Source organism: Actinoplanes ianthinogenes (assembly GCF_018324205.1).
Lineage (GTDB): Bacteria > Actinomycetota > Actinomycetes > Mycobacteriales > Micromonosporaceae > Actinoplanes > Actinoplanes ianthinogenes.
Genome location: NZ_AP023356.1, coordinates 8,944,832 through 8,967,572, shown reverse-complemented (window position 1 = coordinate 8,967,572; position 22,741 = coordinate 8,944,832). Strand labels below are relative to the sequence as shown.

Here is a 22,741-nt window from a genome sequence, read left to right as displayed (position 1 = left end):
GCCCACATCACCCGGTCGGGAGGAGGCCGCTCCGGTGCGGTGCGTGGTGGGGTTGTCCCAGGGCGCCGCGAAAAGATCGGGAGGTGGGTGGGATGACAGCGCAGCAGATCCCTCATCCAAGCATCGGTGACCGTAAGGCGAGAGGCCGGGAGGCGCGGGACCGGGCGCCCCTGTCGAGCCACGTGAAGTGGCAGCCCGCCGCCGATCGTCCCGGCCTGATCGGCTTGCTGGAGCAGCAGAACGCCACCCGGGAGCCGGACCTGGTGCCGGTCCGGCACGGCCGGATGATGGTCTCGCCGTTCACGTTCTACCGGGGCGGTGCCGGGATCATGGCGGCTGACCTGGCGGGCACCCCGACGGCCGGCCTCGACGTCCAGCTGTGCGGGGACGCGCATCTGTCGAACTTCGGCGTGTTCGCCTCGCCCGAGCGGCGGCTGTTGTTCGACCTGAACGACTTCGACGAGACGCTGCCGGGGCCGTTCGAGTACGACGTCAAGCGGATGGCGGCGAGCTTCACGATCGCGGCCCGCAACAACGGGTTCGCCCCGGCGGACACGCGGCAGGCGGCACTGGCGTCGGTGCTCGCCTACCGGCAGGCGATGGCCTCGTTCGCGCAGATGCGGACGATGGACATCTGGTACGCCCACCTGGACGAGAACCAGCTGATGGACGGTGTCCGCAACGCCGTGGCCGGGGCCGCGAAGACATCGAGGAAGACCAAGAAGGGTTCCAAGTCCTCGGACAAGGCGGCCCGGAACGCGCTGGCACGGGCGGAGAAGAATCAGGCCAGGACGCACACTCGCGACAGCCTCCAGGCGCTGTCGAAGCTGGGCACGCTGACCGACGGAAGGTACCGGATCGTCAGCCAGCCGCCGATCGTCGTCCCGGCGCGCGAGCTGGCCGCGACCTACGGCATGTCGCCCGACGAGACCGATCACGTGATCCGGGACCAGTTCCGCGCCTACCGCGCCACCCTGCAGGACGACCGCCGCCGCCTGCTGGAGAACTTCCAGATCGTGGACTGGGCCCGCAAGGTCGTCGGCGTGGGCAGTGTCGGCACCCGGGCGTTCATCGTGCTGTTGCAGGGCCGCGACACCGACGACCCGCTGTTCTTGCAGGTCAAGGAGGCCACCGCGTCAGTGCTGGAGGCCCACCTGCCGAAAAGCGCTTACCGCCAGCACGGCGAGCGGGTGGTGCAGGGCCAGCGGATGATGCAGGCCGCCAGCGACATCTTCCTCGGCTGGACCAAAGGACTGGACGTGCGCCGCGACTACTACTGGCGGCAACTGCGCGACATGAAGGGCTCGATCCTGGTCGAGGCGTTGCAGCCGTTCGGGCTCAACTTTTACGCCGGTGTCTGCGGCTGGACGCTGGCACGGGCGCATGCCAGGTCGGGTGACCCCGTCGCCATCGCCGAATACCTCGGCGACAGCGACGCGTTCGACGACTCGATAGCCGATTTCTCCGAGCGTTACGCCGACCAGAACGAGCGCGACTACCAGCAGTTCGTCGCCGCCATCAGGGCCGGACAGCTGGCCGCCACCGAGGGCATCTGAAAGGGAGACACGATCGCCGCCGGTGAAATTCGTCCGTTCGCCTGCGCCGTGGTCCGGGAGCGGCCGAAGATCACGCCATGGGTGCGGGTCTGGCGATGCCGCCGGCGATCGATCCGATGCTGGCGACGCCGGGGCCGGTGCCGGCCGGTGCGGGCTGGGCGGCCGAGGCCAAGCACGACGGCATGCGAGCCGCCATCACCTGCGCCGGCGGCCGGTGGCGGGTCCGCAGCCGCAACGGCCGGGACGTCACCAGCTCCTATCCCGAGCTGTCGGTGCTGCCGGAGTTGCTCGGCGGGCGCCGGGCGGCCCTGGACGGCGAACTGGTGGTCCTGAACGAGGCGGGCGTCTCGGACTTCTCCCTCCTCCAGCAGCGCATCGGCGTGCGCGACCCCGGCTCGTCGCTGCTGCGCGCGGCGCCGGCCACCCTGTACGTGTTCGACCTGCTGATCCTCGACCAGCAGGACGTCATGGCCGCGCCCTACACCGAACGCCGGGCGATGCTCGAAGACCTGGAAGTACGCGGCCCCGGCATCGACACGCCACCGTTCTTCCCCGACGCCGCCGCCGATCTGTACGCCGCCGCGCAGGAACACGGCCTCGAAGGCATCGTCTGCAAGCGGCTCACCTCCCCCTACACCCCCGGTCAGCGAGCCAGAACCTGGGTCAAGACGGTGATCCCGCACGAGGCCGACGTCGTGGTCTGCGGCTGGGTCCCAGGACGGGGACAGCTCCGCGACACGATCGGCGCCCTGCTGGTCGGCGCCTACGACCGTGCCGGCCGGCTGCACCTGGTCGGCCGGGTCGGCAGTGGCCTGTCCGGCGCCTCCCGCCAGCAGCTCCAGCAGCAGCTCGCCCCGCTGCGCCGCAGCAACCCACCCACCGGGCACGCCGAGAGCCTGGCCATGGCCGAGACCACCTGGGTCGACCCGCAGGTCGTCGCCCGGGTCGCCTACCGGTCCTGGACCAGTGACACACAGCTACGACACCCGGTGTACCGCGGCGTGCTCGACGACCGGGACGCGTCCGCCGCGCGGATGCCGATCACGGCTGAACAGCAATGAGTCACCGGCTGGCCCTGGTGGCGTGCGTGACGATCGCGGCGGCCAGGTCGTCGAGAGGCAGGGTTTCGCGCACCGTGCCGGTGGCGACCGCGGCGGCCGGCATCGCGGTGTAGGCGGCGCTGGCCTCGTCCTGTGCCAGGACCGTGCCGCCGCAGTGTGCGATGGCACGCACTCCGGCCTGCCCGTCGTGGCCGAGCCCGGTCATCACGACGGCCAGCGAGCGCGGCCCGCAGGTCACCGCCAGCGTCGAGAGCAGCAGGTCGGCCGAGGGCCGCGACGGCGGCAGTGCTCCGGTGTCGATCAGGCCGATGCGGGCCTCCGAGGTCACCAGCAGATGCCGGCCCGGCGGTACGACAAGCGCGACTCCCGGCTGGAGCAGCACCCGGTCCTGCGCGGTGTGAACCGGTAGCCGGGTCCGCCGGGCGAGGATCTGCACGAGGTGGCTGGTCTTGTCCGGGGAGATGTGCACGGCGATGAGGACAGCGGCGGGCAGGCTCGCAGGCAGTCCCGAGAGCACACGGGACATCGCCTCGACACCGCCGGCCGACGCGATCAACGCGACCACCGGCCATGACACCGCATACCGTCTGCTGTCGTCCACCGCTCTCCTCACCGACGCTGGTGGCAGTGGGTGGATTACCGGTCATGTTCAGTATGCGCCCAAACCGGCTGTCGTCGGACGCCCGTCAGGCTCACCGGCGATGTCGAGACGCTGCCCCGGGCGGTCACCACGTTCCCCGAAAGCGCACAGGTGCCCGCTGTGGGCGTACCAAAAATGACAATTTCGACCGGTGAACTGATCTCCATCCGGGCGCATCCTGGAACGGATGGGTGGTGCGGGATGCGGATCTATTACCAGGATGCGGACGTCACGGTGGCCACGTCCGGCGTCGTGCTGCGCGGGCGGGCCTATGCGCTGGCCGACATCGAGGACGCCTGGCGCGGCGCGCGGCGGACCGCGAGCCGCAAGTCGATGATCGCCTGGGCGGTGCTGATCGCCGCGATCGTCGTGGAGGCCGCGGTCTGGTGGAGCACGCGGTGGATCTGGGCCGGTCGCGGTCTGCTGGTGATCGCGGCCATTCTTTTCGTACGCGTGATCGCCCATTTCGTGGCCGGCTCGACCGGCCTGCAAGCGCTGGAGGACATCCGCCGGTACGGCCGGCGCCAGGAACTGTGGATCACCGTGGGCGGCACCCCCGTCCGCGTGCTGTGCACCGACGACGCGATCCGTTACGGACAGGTGTGCCGCGCGTTGACCCGGGCGTTGAACGATCACGAGACCGTGCTGCGCGACTCCGCCTGATCGGGGTCAGGGAGCGGCATGCCGGACAGCCGCCACCCCGGGCAGATGGCTCACCTCGACCACCAGGCCCTCGAACGCGCCGGGGCTGCTCAGCTCGAGCAGCCAGAACCCGGGCAGCGTCGCCCGCGAGGCGCCGTGGATCGGGCCGCCGCCGCAGTAAGCGTCCCGGTAGTCCTGGTCCGTCACATAACCGGACCAGGCCATGGTCCGCACGGACGGCACGTGCCAGATCGCGGCCTCGGCGATGTTGCGCTGCTCGGCGGTGGCATCCGCGGTCACGTAGACGCGGGCCACCAGGCTCATGGCGACCTCGGCGGCCGGGAGGTCGGCCGGCGGCCCGGACGGGGTGCACCCGGGGCGTACCCACCCCGGCCAGCCGGCCATGGCGCCCACCGTGACCAGCACGAGGGCTGCCGCCGCGAAGACCCGCGGGCGGCCCGGCAGGACGGCCACCGCCAGGGCGAGCAGGCCGAGGCCGAGCGCCAGCGTGGCGGGCCCCTGAGACAGTTGGTCCAGGGTCGTCCACAGGGAATCGCCCTCCAGCGGCTCGGGTTGCGAGTACCACTGGCTGATGAAGAACAGGCTCACCGCGACCACCACGATCGCCGGCCAGACGAGCGCGACCGCGCCCACGGTTCGTCCCGGATGGCCCTCGCTGCGGCGGCTCGCCCAGCCGAACACCAGCCAGCCGAAGCACGCGGCCAGCAACCCGCCGGGGATGGCGAACCGGGCCGGCCAGGGTGGCGTCGTGCGGGACAGCTGGAAGCCGGCCGAGCCGTCGGAGTCGTACCAGGGATGATCCTTCACGTAATAGGCGCTGTAGCTCAGGATCAGCCCGTCCCGGCTGGCCGAGAACTCGGCGCTCCACGACGGCTGCTCGTGGTCCTCCTCGTAGGAGATGTCGTCGCGGATCTCCCAGCCGGCCCCGGCCAGCCGATCGCGGACACCCTTCGTGTACGCCAGCACCTCCCGGGTCTCCGGGGTGTTCCGCACCCAGTACTCGGCGAAGCCGTAGATCTCCCCGCCGTCCGCGCCGAAGGCCGGCACGAACGGCGGCGCGTCGCCACCGCCCAGCACCGTGAGCCCGGGGAAGGCGGTCGCCTCGAGCCGTTCCGCCTCCGCGCCGGAGGGCAGCGGCTCCTGCAACGCCCAGCCGAGCCGGGCACTGGCGGCCGCGCCGAGCAGGCCGCAGACCAGGGTGACCAGCAGGGACAGGACGACCACGCTGGTGCTGGCCGGCCGGCCGAGGCGGGCGCGCAGCCCGAAGCGGGTCAGGTTCACGACCTCCTTGACGGTCGGCCGGACCCGGTCGGGCGGCGCGCACTCCAGCAGGGTGCCGAGCATCTCGGCGCGGCGCGGGCCGGGTGGATAGAAGCGGAGCAGGCGGGTGTACCGGCGGGCGAGGCGGTCGCTCACGACGCGCCCAGGTTCAGCCCGAGCCGGCGGCGGGCCGACAGCTGCGCGGTCGCGGCGGCGACGGCTGCCCGCCGCCGCTCGGTCTCGGCGTCGAGCGCGGCGGCGCCGTCGGTGGTGAGCCGGTAGTACCGTCGCGGCCGGCCGTCCACGGTTTCCTCCCGGTCCGCCTCGATGAGGCCGAGCGCGGTGAGCCGGTCGAGGGCCGCGTACAGGGTCCCGGCCTGCAAGGTCACCTGCCCGCCGGAGAGCCGGTCCACCTCGCGGATCACCCCGTAGCCGTGTCGCGGCTCGGGTGCCAGGGCGGTGAGGACCCAGAAGCTGGGGTCGCGCATCGGTTCGGCCATGCGGCCCAATATAGAGATGATCTTTATATGGGGCAAGCGCCGAGATCCGTGACGCTGCCTGGGAACGGCAGACCTAGGGTGACACCGACCGCTCCCGCGCGGCATCGCGCGCTGCTGTACTCGGGGCATGACCTCCGGATTGCAGTTCGACCACGTCGGCATCACCCTCGCCGCCGCGCACCTCGACCAGACCGTCGCGTGGTACCGCGACCACCTCGACTTCTCGGTGATCGAGCAGTTCGAGGTCGGCGGATCGGTGTTCACCTTCATCGGCCGCGACGACGTCACGATCGAGATCATCTCGGCCGGCGCCGCCGCGAACCCGGCTCCGGCCGCCACGAGCCTGCCGGCCAGCCACGACGTCGAGCGTCTGCACCACCTCTGCCTGCGGGTTCCCGACCTGGAGGCGACCCTCGCCGAACTCGACCGGCGCGGGGTGAGCCTGTTCGCCGGTCCCCTGACGGTCGAGAAGATCGGTCAGCGGTTCGCTTTCATCCGGGACAACCTCGGCACGATCATCGAGCTCACCGATGGGGTGCGGCCGGCCGCCTGAGCGCATCGGCGACCACGTCACGCAGCCGTTGGAGGGCCGGCTCGGCACCGGTGCCCGGGTCGGCCCAATAGAGATGAAGCCAGACGTCGTCCGACAGCTGCGCGGCCACCTGCCGCAGCGCCAGCGAACCGATCAGCGGATGACGGTAGACCTTGACACCGGGCGCCGGGCTTGCGACGTCGTGCTCGTCCCACAACTTGCGGAAGTCGGGGCTCGTCCCGTTCAGGCTCTCGACCAGGCGGTGGAGCCGGCGGTCCTCCGGGAACCGGGTGACGGCGGCCCGGAGCACCCCGACGGTCTCGCGGGCGGAGTGCTCCCACTCCACCATCACCTCACGAGCGTCCGGAACGGCGAACAGCCAGTACGCGTAGTAGCGCCGCTCGGGCGGGAACGCGGCGAAGTCGGTCGTCAGTTCCCGATGCAGCCCGTTCGCGCCGATCACCTCGCGCCGGCCAGGGCCGCCACCTCCTCCCGTCGCAGCCCGGGCACCCGGCGTCCGGAGCCGTCGGCCAGGCCGGCCTCCGCCGGGCTCACCTGCGCCCGCCGTGCGCGGAGGAAGTCACGCAGAGCGGTGTTTCGTTCCACCGCACGATCCTGTCAGACACGCATCGGGATCCGGCTGCCCGGCTACGGCGCCGTTGCCTGGTGGCGGGCTTCCTCGGTGCGTTCCGGAAAGAGCAGCAGGGCGCCGATGAGGAAGCAGATCGCGCCGATGAAGGTCTGGGTGTTGGCCCGCGCCAGATCGAGCACCTCGCCGGTGAGCGGGTTGACGTAACCGGCCACGGCGGAGATACCGAACGCGACGGATCCGATCAGGTTGACCAGCGTGATCCACCACGCCCAGGACCTCGGGCGCCAGGCGGCCCAGCCGTGGCAGGCTTCGTACCAGGCGAGGACGCTGGAGACCAGGAAGCAGATCGAGCCGATCGCGTCCGGCCGCCAGACGTGCTCGTGCGCCGTGCTCGCGGACAGGTTCTGCGCCATGGCGACGCCGGTGCTGACGTTGAAGTAGACGGTTCCGACCAGCTGCACCGCGGTGGCCCACCAGTCGATCCGCCGCGGCTGGAAGGTGAAGAACCGCCGGTGCGCCGGGTTGACCATGGGTGGGGCGGCGTCGACCGCCTCGCGGTAGGACAGGAACGACGCCGTGGTGAAGAACAACGACCCGATGAAGTACGTGACGGTGTCCCACCGGGATCCGACCGCGTCGGCGTAGGCGGGCACCGATCCGACGGCGAACAGCACCGATCCGATCGCGAACAGGACGGCGATCCACCAGCCACGTGCCCGGGGCGCCCACCAGGTCGAGCCCGCGGCCGGCTTCTGATGCTTGCGGTGGAAGCGAGACTCCAGCCGCACGATCACGCCGTCCGAGCGCACGTGGTCCACGAACGTCGCCGGCGTGCCGAGCTCCGGACCGCGCGTCATTCGTCCCCGCTCCCGGTGCGGGCCGTGTCCCTCTTGCGCTGATGCCCGCGCCGGAACGCACCCAGAATCACCTTGATGCCGATGCCGAGAACGATCAGATCGGTGATCATCTGCCCGGTGACCAGCAGCCGGGCCGCCTGGGTCTTGGCCGTGATGTCGCCGAAGCCGACGGTGGAGAACACGGTGACGGTGAAATAGAGGCCGTCGGTGTGCGACAGGCGACCGCCGAAGTTGCTGTCCGACGCCGCGGCCAGCGCCACGTAGCTGGCCGCGAACAGCAGCAGAAACAGCACGATGCTGGTGGCCAGCGACTCGGCGGCCCGCAAACCTGGGAACGGAGACCGGACGATCTGCCAGACCTGGAAAGCGACCAGCCCCATGAACCCGACCAGCCCGATGAGCAGCATCGTGACGGCGGCCGGCGTGGAGGCACGGTCCAGGGGCAGCAGGAAGTACAGGAACACCAGCGCGACGACCGATCCGACCACCCGCAGCACGGTCCAGGCGATTCTGCGGAAGGACGGTCGGGCGTCAGCTTGGTCCTGGCCCGCCGCGCCGGCGGAGGCGGTCATGCGGTCATCATCAACGCCGCCCGGTCGCGCCACATCATCCCCGACGGAGGACGGCCGCACGCCTCCGGCAGGTCAGGACTTTTCGGTACGCCCGTGCGCCGGAACCGCCGCCGGCCGCCGGCTGCGCGTGCTCTGGGCGTACCCGAATCGGGTGTTGATCTTTGGTGTGTTCTGGGGCACGGCGGGAACGATCGGGGCCGGCCGGGTGTTGGTAGTTCGCATGAGCAGCACCTTTTCGGCCGAGCCGCGCCTCTCGATCCTGGATCTTGCGCCGATCACGCCCGGTGGGACCGTCGGGCAGGCCTTCGAGAATTCCGTTCTTCTGGCGCAGGCGGCTGAGCGGAACGGTTATCAGCGGGTTTGGTATGCGGAGCATCACAACATGGCTCGGATCGCGTCGAGCGCCACGAGCCTGCTGATCGGGCACATTGCCGGTAAGACGTCGACGATTCGGCTCGGGGCGGGTGGAATCATGCTGCCCAATCACGCTCCGCTGACGATTGCCGAGCAATTCGGGACGCTTGCCACGCTGTATCCGGGGCGCATCGATCTGGGTCTGGGGCGAGCGCCGGGCAGTGACCAGGTGACCATGCGGGCGATGCGCCGGGATCCGATGTCCGCGGAGAGCTTTCCGCAGGACGTCCTCGAATTGCAGGGATACCTGGGGGACGAGTCCCGGGTCGCGGGGGTGCGGGCGACTCCGGGCGCCGGGACGCATGTGCCGCTGTACATTCTCGGATCGTCGATGTTCGGGGCCCGGCTCGCCGCGGCATACGGTTTGCCCTACGCTTTCGCCTCGCACTTCTCCCCCGGCCTGCTGCATCAGGCGGTCGCGGCCTATCGGGCGGAGTTCAGGCCGTCGGCTCAGCTGTCCGAGCCGTATGTGATCGCCGGGGTGAATGTGGTTGCCGCGGCCTCGTCCGAGGACGCGCAGCGGCAGTTCGAGACGACTCGCCGCACGCTGGTGCGGGGGTTGATCACTCGGTCCACCGGGCCGGTCGATTACACCGACGAGGAGATCGACGAATTCCTGACCACACCGAACGGCCGGCAGCTCGCCTCGATGCTGACCTATGCGGCGGTGGGCACTCCGGACGAGGTGAGTGCCTATCTCACGAAGTTCGCCGAGGAGGCGCAGGCCGACGAGCTGATCACGGCCCACCAGTCGACGCTGATCGAGGATCGGGTGGAGTCGGTGCGGCTGACGGCTGCCGCGGTACTCGGCGATTCCGCCTAGACACCCGGGGTCGCTCGCCCATACGGGTTTGCGGCGGCAGGCGATCATGGGCCGATGAGCGGGAATGGCTTCACGGCGCGCAAGGCGTTGCTGGTGCTGGCCGGTTTCTGGGCGGTCGGCGTGGTGCTGCTGGTGGGCGCGTCGTTCGGCTCGGTCGGCGTGGAGCGGCTCCGGGACGCACCCGCCTGCCCGGCCGACCAGGTTTTCACGCCGGCCTATTGCCGGATCACGGTTGACGCGACAGTGACCGCGCTGACGAGCGATCAGATCACGATGGACGTCGGCGGGCGCCGGGTGGCGCCGGAGGTGTACCTGCACGGGACGCTTCCCGACAGGGTGGCGGGTCTGCCGGTGCGGGTGACGATCTATCGGGGTGCTGCCGTTCATGTCCAGGGCGGCACGTTGAACTTCGACACGGCGGACGCGCCCGCCGACCATGTCGACGAGCTCCGCGCGGCCGGCTTGTTCTTTCTGATCGGCGGTGCGGTCCTGGTCGGTGTCAACGCACTGGTCCGGACCCGCCGTCGCGCCGACCTCCGGTAGACCTGTGGTTGAGGCAGGATGCGTCACAATGCGTCGATCAGACGCGAGGAGGCAGGGTGGGTTATTCGGGAACGATCGTCGTCGCGCGGTTCGAGAATCCGATCAGCGCCTCACCGCTGAGCCTAGAGTTACCCGTCCTCGACGAGCTGGTCTTCGAGGACGGCTGGCGCTGCATGTGGCTGGACAGGGACTCACCACTGGATCCGCAGGAGGTGGTCGCAGTCACCAACGCACCGGCACTGTGCGCATATGTCTTCGACAGCGATGTCGCGGATGTGGAAGCCACCAGCCCGCAGGGCAACTACTGGCATGTCTATCTGCACCCGGACTTCGCGAAGGAATTGGGTGCTCCAGCACTGCCGCAATCTCTTGCGGAGGTTGTTTCTCGTGCTACCGCATGGGCTGGGGAAATCGGCACCACGGTCGAGCCGATGGTGGTGACGCAAGCACTCACTGCCAAGCAAACCTTCGTTGAAGACACGCTTGTGAGTCTTATCGAGGTACTGGGCATAGCGGCGGCGTGAGCCACGTGCTCCTAGCGGGGCGTCTTGCTGGCGTGCTGGGGCGAGTGGGCCTCTTCGCCGCCCGGAGCTGTCGCTCAGCTCACGCCCGCCGATCGACGCGGAACGGGATGCCGAGCCGGGGCATCCGAACAGCATCGCCGCTGGGGCTCACCAACGGCCGCCGGTCATTGCCACGGGCCGAGCATCAGCTCTGCGGGCGTCAGCTGAAGGGAGATCCCGTCGTCGTCGGTGATCAGACCGAACCAGGTCGCGGGCCGTTCCCACCACAGCTGCGGTTTCTCACCGGCCCTGGGTCGGGTTGGCCGCCCCAACGCACCGGTCAACGCGGACGACGCGTCGGCGAACAGGGCCAGCTTGAACATCGCGCCCTCGGCGCCGCCGTCCACGACGCTCTCGGTGAGACTCACCAGGATTGACGTCACGCGGCCTTCGTCATCGGTGTTGAAGAAGGCGCTGCGCGGGCCCAGCCCGTGTCCGGTGTCCAGGAACGCGCCCATGTCCGGCCATTCCGGGTCGAACTGAGTCACCGTCCAGCCGAACGCCGCCGCCGCCTCGGGCACGGACGCGGAGTGCAGCAACGGTTCCGCCGCCAGCAGCGTCCGCGCCTGCCGCACCACGGCCTCTTCGCCGAGGGCCCGCCACCGCGCCACTACCAGCCTCCGTCGCTCATCCTCGTAACCGCCATACGGTACGCACAAGAAGACCGAGCGACTGCGCGAGCGGTTCGCGTCGAGCGCCAGCGCCCGGAAACGCGCCTCGCTCTCGCGCAGGGCCGCTTCGGCGCGGGAGCGCTCGAACTGCACAGACGCCCGTCCCGCCGTCTCCTCGGCGAGGGCGATCTCCTCCGGGGTCCACGTGTGCGGGGTCCGCTGGTGCACCGACAGGGCGACGTTCGCGCCGCTCTTGCCGCCGAGCGGCAGGAACAGCAGTGCGCCGATCTCCAGGTGGGTGGCCGCCCCGGGGCAGCCCTGGCCGATCTGAGAGCGCGGCCACTCCGCAGCGCCTATTATTCCTACAGGTTAGGTATGTATTATGGGCAGCGGAGTTTCCCACCGAGGAGGGCACGATGAGGGCTTCCGTCCGCAACCCGGGCACCGCCACGCGCCACACCGGCCCGTCAGTCCAGCCCTGGGCCGACGACCAGGCATTCCGGCTTCAGCTGGAGCACGACGGGTTCTGGAACCGGATGGTCGCCGCCGGCGACCGGGTGCCGGACATGCCCCTGATCGAGGTCGACCTCGGCCCGATCCACCTGAACCGGCTGCGTGACACCGGACCGCTCGTGCTCGTCTTCTTCCAGCATGCGGGCTCCCCGCAGTGCGGCGCCGCCCTGCGGATCTATCGGGACATCCTGGCCCCGGGCCTGTCGGCGCTCGACGCGCACCTGGTGGCGGTCAGCCCCCAGGTGCCGGACCGGCTGGAGGCGGTCAAGCGTCGTCACGAGCTCGACTTCCTCGTCGCCTCCGATCCGCGGCACACGCTCATCGACGCATTCAACATCGGCTACAGCAGCCCGGGCGCCGTCGAGTCCCTCGGCACGGGACGGTCGGTGCTGCCGTTCGCCACCGTCGTCGTCGCCGATCGGGCCGGCGTCGTCCACTTCACCGACGTGCACGCGAACTGGTCGACCCGGACCGATCCGGAGCGGATCCTCACGGCGGTCCGCGGAATCGTCCGCGCCCCTGGCCGGGAGCCGGGCCTGGCAGCCGCGTAAGCTGCCGCGTTCGCGAAGAAAGTACATCCTGTTCGATCACGACGGCGTCCCGGTGGACACCGAAGTGATGATGAATCGATCCATGACCGGCCACTCAGCGCAGTTGCACCTTCGACGGATAGCGCTGTTGATGTTGCGGAGAGGAGGATACGGGCCGGAAGGGAGCGCACTATGGCGGAAGTTGTCGTGGTCTCCGGTCACCCGGACCCAGCATCGAGCACTCTGAAGCTGGCCACGGCCCTGGGCGAGCGGCTGGCGGCGAGCCGCGGCGAGGGCTCGTTCACCACGGTCGATGTGGCCGAGCTCAGGCCGGGACTGCTGGTGCCCGCGGACCCGGACACCTCGGAGGCGCTGCTGAACGTGCAGGACGCCGCGGTGCTGATCGTCGCGACACCGGCCTGGCGCAGCACCTTCTCCGGCGCGCTCAAGGTGCTGCTCGACCAGTTGCCGGCCAACGCGCTGGCCGGGGTGCTGGCGATCCCGGTCGTGACCGCCGACCTCCAGGAGCAGGCCGACGCGGCCGAGGCCGCCCTGGCCCGGCTGCTCAGCGAGCTGGGAGCCGACGTGGTCGACTTCGGCCTCACCGCGGTCGGCACGGAACTCACCGACCCGGGCACGGTCGCCGACCTCTACGCGAGCGCGATCATCCGCTGAGGCTCATTCCGCGAGGCCCGCGAGGCCCGCGAGGCCGTCGAGGCCGGCGAGGTGGGCGAGGTGGGCCCGGCGGACGTCCGCGCTCTGGCCCTGCACCAGCAGGAACAGGGCGGACCGGGCGTGCAGCTGTGCCGTGTCCTGCCCGGTCAGCCCACGGCCGGCACGGGCCACGACCAACGCTCGCGTGAGCGTGGTGAGAGCCGACAAGATGGCCACCTTGGTGGCGAGCCGCTCGTCGAGGCGGTGCGGGCCTCCCCCGACGGCGGCCGCCTCGTCGGCCAGGGCGTACGCCGACTCGCGGAGCCCGGACACCCGCGGACCCCACGCCCGCGCAACGGCCCGGACCTCCGGGTCCGGGGTTTCCGCCAGCTCACGGAGCACCGTGGCGGCCAGCCCGAAGTGGTGGCCGCGGGCATCGCCGGCCGTGGCGAGGTCGTCGAAGCGGGTCTTCTCCAGCGTCTGCCGGGAGAGCACGTGCTCGTCCGGGACGACGACCTCGTCGAGCATGACACGCTCGGTCCGGCTGCCGGTCACCGCGGCCAGGTCGAGCGGGGCACCGGCGCGGACACCGGCGCCGATCTCGACCAGGGCGGTCACCACCGTCTCGGTGTCCTTCTCGACGGCCGCGACGGCCAGTGCCTCGTTGAGGCCCCAGCCGCTGACCCAGGAGATCGTGCCGGTGAAGATCCAGCCACCGGCGGTGCGGGTGGCCTCGATGTAGCGGCGGGGAAAGCTGCGGACGTCGCTGACGCCCGCGCCGAGCAGCACCTGCCCGGTGAGAACCCGGCGGGCCAGGGCCGGCAGCGGCCCGGCCGTGCGCGCCAGCCGGCCGATCAGCGGGACGTGCTGGGCCCAGACCAGCCAGGTGTTGAAGCAGGCGCCGGCGATGATCTCGTGGATCCGCCGCTCGGCGGCCGGGCCGAGGGCCAGACCGCCGTACTCGACGGGTGCCGGATGGTTGAGCAGGCCGATCTCACGCAGCTCGCCGATCCGGGCGGCGGTGACGCCCTCGCGGTCGGTGCGCAGCGCGGTCGGGCGCAGCACCCGCTCGGCGTACTCGTCGACGGTGCGGATGAACGGATGGACGGACATTCCACCTCCAGGACCGGCCGCCAAGACGCCATCGACATTGTTCAGGGCGGTTGCCGGTCAGGCGGTGGCGCGCGGGGCGTACATGATCACGGCGACGCCGAGCAGGCAGATCGCGGCGCCGATGAGGTCCCACCGGTCGGGCCGGAACTTGTCGACGACCATCCCCCACGCCAGCGACCCGGCGACGAAGACGCCGCCGTAGGCGGCCAGGATGCGACCGAAGTTCGCATCCGGCTGCAGGGTCGCGACGAACCCGTAGGCACCCAGAGCGACGACACCCGCGGCGACCCACCACAGCCCACGGTTCTCCCGCCAGCCCTGCCAGACGAGCCACGCCCCGCCGATCTCGGCCAGCGCGGCCAGGGCGAACAGCAGCAGCGACCGGACGATGACCATGGAGGCAACATACCGGTCATCGCGCCGCGCAGGCGCAGTCACCTCCGCCGCAGCCGGTGCGGTGGCGCCGCCGCGACGCCCACCACCACGCGCCGCCCGCCGCCGCGGCGAGGGCGACGGCGACGCCCGGCATCCAGTCCACGGCGACGGCCCAGCCCGCGCCGGACACCACACCCGCGGCGAGCAGCATCGGGATGACACAGCAGGCGGCGCAGGCAAGCCCGGCGAGGCCGGTCAGCCAGGACGAGGGTTCAGCGAGCTTCGGCATCAGGCGCTCCTACCGCGATGGTGGCGAACGGGATCGGGCAGCACGGCTGGCCGGCGCAGGCCACCAGGTCGTCGCAGCCGGCGTCGACGGCCGCCCGCAGCGTCGAGGCGATCACCCGCAAGTCGGCGATCTTCGCCTCCACCTCGGCGAGCTTGGCCCTCGCCCGTTCCTGGAGCCCGGCGTCGCGGCGGCCGTGCCGGTGACCGGCGGTGGTGAGCAGCTCGGCGACCTCGTCGAGGGTGAACCCGAGCCGCTGCGCGGCCTTGATCACCTTCAGCACGGTGACCGCCTCCGCCGGATACAGCCGGTGCCCGCCGAGGCTGCGCTCCGGCTCGGCGAGCAACCCGCGCCGTTCGTAGTAACGCAGGGTTTGCAGGTTCACCCCGGCCGCGTCCGCGACCTGGCTGCTGCGCAGGCCGGTCACGACGGCATCCGGCCGGTGGCCCGCCGCTCCAGCGCGTCCAGGACGTCGACCCGGGCCTCCGGCACCGCGACCTCCAGCCGCAGCAGCGCGCCGGGCGTACCGAAAGAGAAGGTGAAGAACGAGCAGCAGGCGCTCTCCCGGGCGGTGAGGTCCCGGGCCGTCGCCTCGCCGGCCGGATCGAGATCCCAGCGCAGCGTCGTGGGCGACAGGCGCCGCTGGCCGCGCAGCGCGGTGGCGAACAGGTCGTCGAACTCGGCCAGCCGCAACGGCTGCTCCGCGGTGGGGAGGGTGCAGGCCTCGAAGGTGTTCATGCTCAGACGGTAAGCCTGTACCTGGGTACCGGATGCAACTGTCGGGCATCGCCCGTTCCCGGTATTGCCCGTCTCCGGAACGGATCGACGGGTAGCGTGATCCGGGTGCGGCCGCTTCGCATCCAGGGGAAAGGCGATGTCAGCAGGGTCTGGGCAGATCAATGACGCGGGCGCGGTGCTGTCTGCGGCGTTGGAGGCCTACCTTGCCTTCGACGGCACCGGGCGTGTGGTCGCGTGGAACCCCGCCGCGGAGACGACCTTCGGCTATACCCATGATCAAGCGTACGGCCGGTCGGTCGAGGACCTGATCGTCCCGCCGGAGTCCCGGGAAGCGGGACAGGCCGAGTTGGCGGCGCTGGCGGCCGGCCGGTCAGGGCACACGCAAGGTCAACGGCGGCAGTGGCTCGCCTGGCACGCCGACGGTCACCGCATCCCCATCGAGATGACGCTGGCCACCACCGACGAGGCCGGCGGCCGGCTGTTCCATGTCTTCGCCCACGACATCACGACCGCGCACCGGGCGAGCCGGTTCGCCGCGGCGGAGGCCGCCGTCGCCCGCGGCCTGGCCGAAGCCGACTCGGTGGGCACCGCGGCGCAGCGGGTCGTCGATGCCCTCGGGCTGAAGATGAACTGGCCGGTGACCGAGCTGTGGATGATCGACGAAGATCGGCAACTGCTGGTCTGCGCCGCCCGCCACTCCCAGCCGGGCTGGCGGCTGCGGACCTTCGCCGTCAACACCCTGGAACCGGGTGTCGCACTACCCGGCCGGGTGTGTGCCGATGCCGCGCCGCACTGGATCCCCGATCTCAGCGCGGACACCGGGTCCCTGCGCAGTCGCGCCGGCGCCCGGATCGGGCTGCACGTGGCCGTCGGGGTACCCGTCTGCACCGGCCGGCACCTGCTCGGCGCCCTGTGCGTTTACGGAGACCGCGTCGAAGACCCCGAGGACACCCTGCTCGGCCTGCTCAGCGGTCTCGCCGCGCAGATCGGCCAGTATCTGGAGCGGCGGCGCGCCGAGGAGTTGACCGTCGAGCTGGCCCGCACCAAGGACGAGTTCCTCGCCATGGTCACCCACGAGCTGCGCAACCCGCTGGCCGCGATCGCCGGAACGGCGAGCCTGCTCACCGAGGAGCTCGACGATCTGACGCCCGACGAGCAACGGCATTACCTGCGCATCATCACCCGCAACGCCGAGCGCCTCGGCGTCATGGCCGAGGATCTGCTCGACCTGGCCCGCCTGGAATCCGGGCACCTGGCCATCAACCCCACCGCCAGCGATCTGTCCGAGATCATCCGCCAGGCGTTGCAGGCCGCGCCCGACAAGAATCTCACCGTCACCGCGATCCTGCCGGAGCGCCTGGAGCTGTATGCCGACCCGATCCGGCTTCGCCAGGTCGCCGACAACCTCATCTCGAACGCCATCAAATACACACCCAGCGGCGGCAGCGTCACCATCACCGCCACGGCCGACGCCGGCGGCGACAAGATCACCTGGACGGTCGCCGACACCGGCATCGGCATCCCCGCCGCCGAGCGACCCCGCCTGTTCCGCCGTTTCTACCGTGCGTCCACCGCCGTCGACCGGCGCATTCCCGGCACCGGTCTGGGCCTGGTGATCACCCGCGCCATCATCGAACGGCACCAGGGCACGATCAACCTGGCCGATGACGCCGGGTCCGGCACGACGTTCGTCGTCGAGCTGCCCGTCAAACCATCGATCACGTCGCCGGGATCGTGACCGCCCGCGTGACATCCGCGTGCCACCGATCGAAGTCGCCGGCCGGCATCGGCCGCGCGTAGTAGTAGCCCTGCGCGGTGTCACAGTTGATCTCGCGCAGCGCGGCGGCGGTGGCCTCGTCCTCCACGCCCTCGGCCACCACCTCGAGGCCGAGGCTGTGCGCCAGGCTGACAGCGGTCCGCACGAGTACCGCGTCACCGTGGCTGCCGGTCATGCCCTGCACGAACGACTTGTCGATCTTCAGCTCGCCGACCGGAAGGCGCTGGAGGTAGCTCATCGAGCAGTAGCCGGTGCCGAAGTCGTCGATCGACAGGCGGATGCCGCCGTCGTGCAGCGCGTGCAGGACGGACAGGCAGCGCTCCGGGTCGGCCATCACCAGGCTCTCGGTGACCTCCAGCTTGAGCAGCGACGCGGGCAGGCCGTGGTGGCGCAGCAGGTCGAAGACGTGCCCGGCGAAGCCCGCGTCGAGCAGGCACCGCGTGGACAGGTTGACGGCGACCGGGATATCTGCGCCCTCCCGCTGCCAGGCTGCCGCCTGCCGCAGGGCGATCTCCAGGACGCGGGTGGTGAGGGGGTGGATGAGACTGGTGCTCTCGGTGACCGGGATGAAAGCATCCGGGGCGATCCGGCCACGCACCGGATGGTCCCAGCGGATGAGCGCCTCGACACCCACCAGGCGACCGCTCCCGAGATCGATCTTGGGCTGGTAGTGCAGGCTGATCTGGTCGTCGGTCTCGAGCGCCCGGCTGAGGTCGGCGAGCAGCTCCAGCCGATGCGTCGCTCCGCGGTCGTGACCCGGCTCGTACTCGTGGACCTCGGTGACCTTCTCGACGGCCAGCTGGAGCGCGGCCTCCGCATGCCGCAGCAGCGTGCAGGGGTCGGTCCCGTGATCCGGACCGACGGCGATGCCGGCGTGAGCCTCCACCTTGAGGCTGACCTCACCGATCCGGAAGGCCGGAACCAGGCTTTGCAGCAGGTCGCCGGCGACTGCGCGAGCGGCGGCCGGCGCGGCGCCGGGCAACAGCACGGCGAAGTCGTCGGCGCCGATGCGCGCGATCGTGGCGCCGGCCGGCACGGCGGCCGACAGCCGCTGCGTGACCTGGGTCAGCAGCAGGTCGCCGAGACGGTGGCCGAGCAAGTCGTTGACGTCTTTGAAGCCGCGCAGGTCGACGATCAGCAGGGCGGCCGACCGGCCGTCACCGTGCAGGGCGGCACCCAGGCGCTCGGTCAGCAGGCTTCGATTCGGCAGGCCGGTCAGCGCGTCATAGGTGGCCGAGCGCCGCACCGAGGCGAGGTACCGCCAGCCGCTGACGGTGGACAGCAGCAGGGTCAGCAGCGCGCCCAGCAGCAGGGCGATGGAGCCGACGCTCAACCCCCGGGTCCAGCCGCGCCCGTAGGCGGGCGCGGACACGACGAGGTACCAGTCGTTGGCGTTGCCGCCGGTGGCCGCGACGCGCTGGTAGGCGGCCCGCCGGGCGCCCAGCGTCGTGATGCCGTGATCACGGGTGCCGTGCAGGACGGGCGCCAGCGTCTGATCGGTACGGCCGGCCAGCGTGGTCACCGTTCGGGTGTCGACGAGGACCCGGCCGGTGCCGGCGTCGACGATCGACGCGGACAGCCCGCCCGTGGTGGCGGTCATCCGGAAGGAGTCCAGGGCGATTTCGTAGTGCACGATGCCGGTGTGCCCGCCCGCCGTGACCACGGTCGAGTTGGAGATCACCACGTTGTGGGTGTCCGGCGATTCGTACTCTTTCGCCTGGTAGACCTGCCCCGGCGGCAGAGCCAGGGTGGGCGCGAAGAAGGCGTTGTCGTCCTCCTCCTGCGACAGGTCGGCCGGCGCGGCCGGCACCCCGTTGACGACCCGGGCGATCTCGGCGCCGCTGCTGTCGATGAAGCACGCCTCGCCGATCCGGCCCGGGAACAGGGTCTCCAGGTAGCCGAGGGACTGGTTCACCCGGCGCAGCAGCGGACCGCCCGCCTCGATCTTGGCTTGGTTCGTGCCGGGCGCCCGGTAGAAGTCGCTGAACGCCGGGCTGGCAGCGAGGACCGCATCGATCGCCCGGGCCCGCTCGAAGTAGTGCTCCAGCGACTCGGCCTGCCGTCCCAGCGTCACGTCCAGCGCGTGGTCCTGCGCCGCGATGCGCTCCCGTCGGGCGGTCCGCACACTGGCGGCAACGCTGCTGATCAGCACCAGCAGGCCGATCAGGAAGATCGCCGCGAAAGCGTGGCGCGAGATCCCCGCCCGTCTGGTCATTCCCGTCCTTTGCACGTTGCGCCGACGACTCAGGGAGGTAGATCGACCGGTGCACCCGGGACCTGAGCCGGTTCCCGGCAGCCGTACCCGTCGAGGCTGATTGACAGGTCGCCGGTGGCACATGTCAGCATGGAAGCCGCCAATCAGGCTGACGTCGCGCCGAACTTTTCGGTCGCCAGGGGAAAAGGGCGGCGCATGCATCGGGAAGACCCACCGGCGGACTCCGCCCCTGCAGGAGAAACGGGCCGTTGGGATCCCGGTTCTCGCATCCGGGCGGCGACCGACTGGTTCACCACCGCCGACGCGCTCGGCGACGAGGTGGTGTCCGCGATGGCGGACTGGTGCGCGGTTCACGTACGCACTGCCGTCGTGGACGCGTTACGGTCCGGAACGGCCGTCCCGCTGGCCGGCCTCGGTCTGGAGCACCCGGTCGACGGCGAGCCGCTGGAGATGATCACGCTGCGGCACCGCGACGCCGAGCGCGAGCCGGTGATCCGGCTCTGGGCCGCCGACGTGCCCGTACGCACGGGAGACGCCTACGGCGCCGGCCGGGTCACCGCCACCGGGGTCACCCGATACCTCCCGCACGTCCCACCCGGGCTGCTGCACGCCGCGATCACCAGCCGGCAGCTGGTGCCTCAGTTCGAGGCCCTGGGCGTCGCCAGCTCCATCGTCGTGCCGCTGTGCACCGCGACCGGCGCCGTGCTCGGAGCCGTCACCCTGATCCGCGACCTCGACCAGCACGACGCGTTCACCGAGCGCGACGTGCACGACGCCGAACGATTCGGCCGGTTGGCCGCCGACGCCCTCGACGCCTCCCGGATCGCCACCGTCACCGCTGATCGGCAACGCCCGCAGGCGCGGCACCACCGCCACGCGGTCTGGCAACCGGAGCACCCCCGCGACGCCGCGGTCGGCGCCGAAGGACGCGACTGGGCACGCCGCACGCTGCCGGAGATCCTCACCCGGACACCCCGGCCCGATCTGTACGACGAGGTGGACCTGGTGCTGACCGAACTGATCAGCAACGCGGTGCGGCACGGGGGTGGACTCCGCGAGGCACAGCTGGCCGACACCGGCGACCACCTGCGCCTGATCGCCGCCGACGACGACCCCCGCGGACCCGCCGTCCGCGCGCGGCAGACCGACCGGCCCAACGGGCGTGGCATCCACCTCATCCAGGCCATCGCCGATCGATGGGGTGTCGAGCGCCATCACACCGAGCCGGGCAAGCGCGTCTGGGCGGACCTGCGGTTCAGTTAGGTCCCGGCGCGGCGGCGCGACTGCGCATCAGACAGAGCAGGGCGACGTCGTCGTGACGCGTGCGCCGGCCGACCCGGCTGGCGACGATGTGATCGATCACGGCCTCCGGATCGCCGGCCGGGGCGGTGCGCAGGGCGTGGCACAGTTCGTCCAGACCGAGATCGATCGGGTTCCGCCGATCCTCGACCAGCCCGTCGGTGTAAAGCAGCAGTGTCGCCGCGGCTTCAAAGGCGAAAACCGCGTCACGGTACGCGTGAGCCCGCGAGGCACCCAGCGGCGGATCGGCGGGCAGCGGCACCAAGCGCACCTCGGCGCCCTCCCGGACCACCGGCAGGGGGTGACCGGCGTTGACGCCCGTACCCGCGCCGTTGACGATGTCGAGCTCCAGATAGCAGCAGGTCGCGATGGTGTCCAAGCGCAGATCGAAGATCAGCCGATTGGCCAGGCTGATCACCGCGGAGGGGCGATGGCCTTCGAGGGCGTAGGCGCGCAACGCACCGCGCACCTGTCCCATCGCCGCGGCCGCCGCGGTGTTGTGCCCGGCGACGTCACCGACGACGACTCCCACCAGGCCGTCGCGCAGAGCGATGACGTCGTACCAGTCGCCGCCGACCTCGGCGCCGCGGGTCCACGGCAGATAGCGGGTCGCGCAGGCCAAGCCGTCGATGCGGGGCGTCCCGACCGGCAGCAGCGCATGCTGTAGCTGCGCGGCGATGGACAGGCTGGTCTCGTACACCAGCGCCCGGTGCAACGCCTGCGCGCCGAGCGCGGCCAGCGCCATCAGGGTCGAGCGGGTGTCCTCGTCGAAGTCGCGCGGCTCGTGATACCCGACGACCAGCGCGCCGAGAATCTCGCCGGCAACGGCGAGTGGCAGGAAGGCCCAGGCGCGCCGGACACCCGGCGGCACCGCCGGGGCCGCGCCGTCCTGGGCCGCCTCGAACTCCTCGAGCGTCGAGAGGAAGCGAGCCCGCCCGGTGCGGGCCACACCGGTGGCCGGATAGGGATGCTCCATCGGCAGGCCGTCGAGACGAGCCAGCACCTCCGGCTCGTAACCGCAGTGATACCGCAGCCGCAAGCTGTCGTCGTCCCGCAGCAGCAGCGCCAGGCCTTCGCCCCCGGCGGAGGGCCGCAGCACGGAGCCGATGGCCGCGTACACCTGCTCGGTGGTGCTCGCGGCCACCAGGGCGGTGGTGACGCTCTCCAGCGCCCGGGCGCGCGCCGCGGACCGTTCGGCGCGGGCGACGCTGGCGGTCAGCTCCTGCTGCCGCAGCATCTGCTCGGTGATCTCCCGGAACGACACGGCGACCGACCCGGCGCCGTCCCGGCCCATCTTGATCTCCCACGCCTGACCGATCGCGGGATACTCCAGCTGCTGGCGCCACGGGTCTCCGGTCTCCGCCACGGCGCGATAGCGCTCGAACAGGCCGTCGTCCCAGCTCTCCGGTGCGATGGCGCTCAGCCGCCGGCCGATGACATCCTCGACCGTACGACCGGTCAGCTTGGCGCCGAGCTGATTGACGTAGTCACACACGAAGTCGACGATCCGGCCGTCAGCCTCGCGGACCGGCCGGAGGACGGTGAACCCGTCGAACGCCGCGTCCAGCATGTCGTAGAGCCGGGCGCCGCCGTCCGATCGGGGCGACACCGTCACCTGCCGCAGGTCGACGAACCGGACGATGAATCCGTCCCCGTACCGGCCGGCCCGTAGCTCGAAGTGCCCGGAGATGCTCGACCGGTCGTAGTACACCGTCCGGGTGACCGGCTCACCGCTGAGCACCACCGATCGATACAACGGCAGCGTCCCGTCATGGACCGTCTCCGGCCACAGGTGCCGATAGCGGCGCCCGATCAACTCCTCGCGGGGGCGGCCCACCAACCGGCATCCGGCCTCGTTGATGTACAGCAGCGTGAAGTCCACGATGGCACCGTGTTCACGCACCGATCCCGCCACCACCCAGCCCTGGGGATCGGCGTTCAGCATCGCCAGCAACTCGGCGTCCGGGAGCCCTCCGGCCACCAGGTCACCTCCTCGGCACGACAATCCGGACGAGAAAGCCATCATCCAGCACCGGCGAACCCGAGTCGATGGC

26 protein-coding genes are annotated in these 22,741 nt (G+C 70.9%); 11 read left to right on the top strand and 15 right to left on the bottom strand.

Annotation, left to right across the window (positions count from 1 at the left end; translation table 11 throughout):
• Positions 1-92 precede the first annotated feature (92 nt).
• Positions 93-1,556 carry a DUF2252 domain-containing protein gene (locus tag Aiant_RS40535; protein ID WP_189329951.1) on the top strand — a complete coding sequence of 488 codons (1,464 nt, stop codon included), beginning with the start codon at positions 93-95 and terminating at the stop codon, positions 1,554-1,556.
• Positions 1,557-1,633: 77 nt separating this feature from the next.
• Complete coding sequence (gene ligD, locus Aiant_RS40530) at positions 1,634-2,617, top strand: non-homologous end-joining DNA ligase (RefSeq protein ID WP_189329950.1); 984 nt, start codon at positions 1,634-1,636, stop codon at positions 2,615-2,617.
• Between the two features lies 1 nt (position 2,618).
• Here ligD and Aiant_RS40525 read toward each other — a convergent pair whose 3' ends face one another.
• Positions 2,619-3,218 carry a chemotaxis protein CheB gene (locus Aiant_RS40525; RefSeq protein WP_212846728.1) on the bottom strand — a complete coding sequence of 200 codons (600 nt, stop codon included), beginning with the start codon at positions 3,216-3,218 and terminating at the stop codon, positions 2,619-2,621.
• Between the two features lie 240 nt (positions 3,219-3,458).
• Between Aiant_RS40525 and Aiant_RS40520 the strand changes: the two genes are divergently transcribed.
• The gene (locus tag Aiant_RS40520) at positions 3,459-3,920 is read left to right on the top strand and encodes a DUF6232 family protein (protein WP_189329949.1); all 462 of its coding nucleotides are present in this window, start codon (positions 3,459-3,461) and stop codon (positions 3,918-3,920) included.
• Positions 3,921-3,926: 6 nt separating this feature from the next.
• On the opposite strand, the gene Aiant_RS40515 is transcribed toward Aiant_RS40520, so the two are convergent.
• Positions 3,927-5,336, bottom strand: a complete 1,410-nt coding sequence (locus tag Aiant_RS40515; RefSeq protein ID WP_189329948.1) for a hypothetical protein — start codon at positions 5,334-5,336, stop codon at positions 3,927-3,929.
• Positions 5,333-5,680 (bottom strand): PadR family transcriptional regulator, encoded by a 348-nt coding sequence (locus Aiant_RS40510; RefSeq protein WP_189329947.1) that lies wholly within the window; start codon positions 5,678-5,680, stop codon positions 5,333-5,335. Before Aiant_RS40510 ends, Aiant_RS40515 begins: the two co-directional genes overlap by 4 nt.
• Positions 5,681-5,807: 127 nt before the next feature.
• Here Aiant_RS40510 and Aiant_RS40505 point away from each other — a divergent pair, with 127 nt between their 5' ends.
• Positions 5,808-6,233, top strand: a complete 426-nt coding sequence (locus Aiant_RS40505; RefSeq protein ID WP_189329946.1) for a VOC family protein — start codon at positions 5,808-5,810, stop codon at positions 6,231-6,233.
• On the opposite strand, the gene Aiant_RS40500 is transcribed toward Aiant_RS40505, so the two are convergent.
• From Aiant_RS40500 to Aiant_RS40485, 4 genes are read right to left on the bottom strand one after another with little or no spacing between them, the layout of a single operon-like run.
• On the bottom strand, positions 6,205-6,675 hold the full coding sequence (locus Aiant_RS40500) for an MmyB family transcriptional regulator (protein ID WP_189329945.1): 471 nt from the start codon (positions 6,673-6,675) through the stop codon (positions 6,205-6,207). The genes Aiant_RS40505 and Aiant_RS40500 overlap by 29 nt on opposite strands.
• Positions 6,672-6,818 (bottom strand): hypothetical protein, encoded by a 147-nt coding sequence (locus tag Aiant_RS40495; protein WP_212846727.1) that lies wholly within the window; start codon positions 6,816-6,818, stop codon positions 6,672-6,674. Before Aiant_RS40495 ends, Aiant_RS40500 begins: the two co-directional genes overlap by 4 nt.
• Positions 6,819-6,860: 42 nt before the next feature.
• Positions 6,861-7,661 carry a hypothetical protein gene (locus tag Aiant_RS40490; RefSeq protein WP_212846726.1) on the bottom strand — a complete coding sequence of 267 codons (801 nt, stop codon included), beginning with the start codon at positions 7,659-7,661 and terminating at the stop codon, positions 6,861-6,863.
• Complete coding sequence (locus Aiant_RS40485; protein ID WP_189329944.1) at positions 7,658-8,233, bottom strand: potassium channel family protein; 576 nt, start codon at positions 8,231-8,233, stop codon at positions 7,658-7,660. The genes Aiant_RS40490 and Aiant_RS40485 overlap by 4 nt, the downstream gene beginning before the upstream one ends.
• A gap of 220 nt (positions 8,234-8,453) precedes the next feature.
• On the opposite strand from Aiant_RS40485, the gene Aiant_RS40480 reads away from it, so the two are divergent.
• Genes Aiant_RS40480 through Aiant_RS40470 form a run of 3 tightly spaced genes read left to right on the top strand, consistent with a single transcriptional unit; the run spans position 8,454 to position 10,537 of the window.
• Positions 8,454-9,470: an LLM class flavin-dependent oxidoreductase gene (locus Aiant_RS40480; RefSeq protein ID WP_189329943.1), complete on the top strand. Its 1,017-nt coding sequence runs from the start codon at positions 8,454-8,456 to the stop codon at positions 9,468-9,470.
• A 54-nt stretch (positions 9,471-9,524) separates the two neighbouring features.
• Positions 9,525-10,013 carry a hypothetical protein gene (locus Aiant_RS40475; protein ID WP_189329942.1) on the top strand — a complete coding sequence of 163 codons (489 nt, stop codon included), beginning with the start codon at positions 9,525-9,527 and terminating at the stop codon, positions 10,011-10,013.
• 56 nt (positions 10,014-10,069) lie between these two features.
• The gene (locus Aiant_RS40470) at positions 10,070-10,537 is read left to right on the top strand and encodes a hypothetical protein (protein WP_189329941.1); all 468 of its coding nucleotides are present in this window, start codon (positions 10,070-10,072) and stop codon (positions 10,535-10,537) included.
• 164 nt (positions 10,538-10,701) lie between these two features.
• Here the strand turns inward: Aiant_RS40470 and Aiant_RS40465 are convergent, their stop codons facing one another.
• On the bottom strand, positions 10,702-11,340 hold the full coding sequence (locus Aiant_RS40465) for a DUF6301 family protein (protein WP_229829955.1): 639 nt from the start codon (positions 11,338-11,340) through the stop codon (positions 10,702-10,704).
• 263 nt (positions 11,341-11,603) lie between these two features.
• On the opposite strand from Aiant_RS40465, the gene Aiant_RS40460 reads away from it, so the two are divergent.
• Entirely contained in the window at positions 11,604-12,251 is a 648-nt protein-coding gene (locus Aiant_RS40460; RefSeq protein WP_189329940.1) for a redoxin domain-containing protein, read from the top strand.
• Positions 12,252-12,422: 171 nt separating this feature from the next.
• The gene (locus tag Aiant_RS40455; protein ID WP_189329939.1) at positions 12,423-12,905 is read left to right on the top strand and encodes an NADPH-dependent FMN reductase; all 483 of its coding nucleotides are present in this window, start codon (positions 12,423-12,425) and stop codon (positions 12,903-12,905) included.
• A gap of 3 nt (positions 12,906-12,908) precedes the next feature.
• On the opposite strand, the gene Aiant_RS40450 is transcribed toward Aiant_RS40455, so the two are convergent.
• From Aiant_RS40450 to Aiant_RS40430, 5 genes are read right to left on the bottom strand one after another with little or no spacing between them, the layout of a single operon-like run.
• Positions 12,909-13,997: an acyl-CoA dehydrogenase family protein gene (locus tag Aiant_RS40450; RefSeq protein ID WP_189329938.1), complete on the bottom strand. Its 1,089-nt coding sequence runs from the start codon at positions 13,995-13,997 to the stop codon at positions 12,909-12,911.
• 57 nt (positions 13,998-14,054) lie between these two features.
• Positions 14,055-14,393, bottom strand: a complete 339-nt coding sequence (locus Aiant_RS40445; protein WP_189329937.1) for a YnfA family protein — start codon at positions 14,391-14,393, stop codon at positions 14,055-14,057.
• Between the two features lie 16 nt (positions 14,394-14,409).
• Positions 14,410-14,661: a hypothetical protein gene (locus Aiant_RS40440; protein WP_189329936.1), complete on the bottom strand. Its 252-nt coding sequence runs from the start codon at positions 14,659-14,661 to the stop codon at positions 14,410-14,412.
• On the bottom strand, positions 14,645-15,085 hold the full coding sequence (locus Aiant_RS40435; protein WP_189329935.1) for a MerR family transcriptional regulator: 441 nt from the start codon (positions 15,083-15,085) through the stop codon (positions 14,645-14,647). The genes Aiant_RS40440 and Aiant_RS40435 overlap by 17 nt, the downstream gene beginning before the upstream one ends.
• Positions 15,082-15,396, bottom strand: a complete 315-nt coding sequence (locus tag Aiant_RS40430) for a hypothetical protein (protein WP_189329934.1) — start codon at positions 15,394-15,396, stop codon at positions 15,082-15,084. Before Aiant_RS40430 ends, Aiant_RS40435 begins: the two co-directional genes overlap by 4 nt.
• A 136-nt stretch (positions 15,397-15,532) precedes the next feature.
• Between Aiant_RS40430 and Aiant_RS40425 the strand changes: the two genes are divergently transcribed.
• On the top strand, positions 15,533-17,134 hold the full coding sequence (locus Aiant_RS40425; protein ID WP_189329933.1) for a sensor histidine kinase: 1,602 nt from the start codon (positions 15,533-15,535) through the stop codon (positions 17,132-17,134).
• Here the strand turns inward: Aiant_RS40425 and Aiant_RS40420 are convergent.
• Positions 17,115-19,388: a putative bifunctional diguanylate cyclase/phosphodiesterase gene (locus tag Aiant_RS40420; RefSeq protein ID WP_189329932.1), complete on the bottom strand. Its 2,274-nt coding sequence runs from the start codon at positions 19,386-19,388 to the stop codon at positions 17,115-17,117. The genes Aiant_RS40425 and Aiant_RS40420 overlap by 20 nt on opposite strands.
• A 195-nt stretch (positions 19,389-19,583) precedes the next feature.
• On the opposite strand from Aiant_RS40420, the gene Aiant_RS40415 reads away from it, so the two are divergent.
• Complete coding sequence (locus Aiant_RS40415; protein WP_189329931.1) at positions 19,584-20,651, top strand: ATP-binding protein; 1,068 nt, start codon at positions 19,584-19,586, stop codon at positions 20,649-20,651.
• Here Aiant_RS40415 and Aiant_RS40410 read toward each other — a convergent pair.
• Positions 20,644-22,668, bottom strand: coding sequence for a SpoIIE family protein phosphatase (locus Aiant_RS40410; protein ID WP_189329930.1), 2,025 nt, complete (start codon positions 22,666-22,668; stop codon positions 20,644-20,646). The genes Aiant_RS40415 and Aiant_RS40410 overlap by 8 nt on opposite strands.
• Positions 22,669-22,741: the final 73 nt, after the last annotated feature.

What these genes read in the sequence shown, in the direction of transcription:
- Aiant_RS40535 (WP_189329951.1), top strand. Translation starts at nt 93, where the DNA reads ATGACAGCGCAGCAGATCCCTCATCCAAGCATCGGTGACCGTAAGGCG.
- ligD (WP_189329950.1), top strand. Translation starts at nt 1,634, where the DNA reads ATGGGTGCGGGTCTGGCGATGCCGCCGGCGATCGATCCGATGCTGGCG.
- Aiant_RS40520 (WP_189329949.1), top strand. Translation starts at nt 3,459, where the DNA reads ATGCGGATCTATTACCAGGATGCGGACGTCACGGTGGCCACGTCCGGC.
- Aiant_RS40510 (WP_189329947.1), bottom strand. Translation starts at nt 5,680, where the DNA reads ATGGCCGAACCGATGCGCGACCCCAGCTTCTGGGTCCTCACCGCCCTG.
- Aiant_RS40505 (WP_189329946.1), top strand. Translation starts at nt 5,808, where the DNA reads ATGACCTCCGGATTGCAGTTCGACCACGTCGGCATCACCCTCGCCGCC.
- Aiant_RS40490 (WP_212846726.1), bottom strand. Translation starts at nt 7,661, where the DNA reads ATGACGCGCGGTCCGGAGCTCGGCACGCCGGCGACGTTCGTGGACCAC.
- Aiant_RS40485 (WP_189329944.1), bottom strand. Translation starts at nt 8,233, where the DNA reads ATGACCGCCTCCGCCGGCGCGGCGGGCCAGGACCAAGCTGACGCCCGA.
- Aiant_RS40480 (WP_189329943.1), top strand. Translation starts at nt 8,454, where the DNA reads ATGAGCAGCACCTTTTCGGCCGAGCCGCGCCTCTCGATCCTGGATCTT.
- Aiant_RS40475 (WP_189329942.1), top strand. Translation starts at nt 9,525, where the DNA reads ATGAGCGGGAATGGCTTCACGGCGCGCAAGGCGTTGCTGGTGCTGGCC.
- Aiant_RS40460 (WP_189329940.1), top strand. Translation starts at nt 11,604, where the DNA reads ATGAGGGCTTCCGTCCGCAACCCGGGCACCGCCACGCGCCACACCGGC.
- Aiant_RS40455 (WP_189329939.1), top strand. Translation starts at nt 12,423, where the DNA reads ATGGCGGAAGTTGTCGTGGTCTCCGGTCACCCGGACCCAGCATCGAGC.
- Aiant_RS40450 (WP_189329938.1), bottom strand. Translation starts at nt 13,997, where the DNA reads ATGTCCGTCCATCCGTTCATCCGCACCGTCGACGAGTACGCCGAGCGG.
- Aiant_RS40445 (WP_189329937.1), bottom strand. Translation starts at nt 14,393, where the DNA reads ATGGTCATCGTCCGGTCGCTGCTGCTGTTCGCCCTGGCCGCGCTGGCC.
- Aiant_RS40440 (WP_189329936.1), bottom strand. Translation starts at nt 14,661, where the DNA reads ATGCCGAAGCTCGCTGAACCCTCGTCCTGGCTGACCGGCCTCGCCGGG.
- Aiant_RS40430 (WP_189329934.1), bottom strand. Translation starts at nt 15,396, where the DNA reads ATGAACACCTTCGAGGCCTGCACCCTCCCCACCGCGGAGCAGCCGTTG.
- Aiant_RS40425 (WP_189329933.1), top strand. Translation starts at nt 15,533, where the DNA reads ATGTCAGCAGGGTCTGGGCAGATCAATGACGCGGGCGCGGTGCTGTCT.
- Aiant_RS40420 (WP_189329932.1), bottom strand. Translation starts at nt 19,388, where the DNA reads ATGACCAGACGGGCGGGGATCTCGCGCCACGCTTTCGCGGCGATCTTC.
- Aiant_RS40415 (WP_189329931.1), top strand. Translation starts at nt 19,584, where the DNA reads ATGCATCGGGAAGACCCACCGGCGGACTCCGCCCCTGCAGGAGAAACG.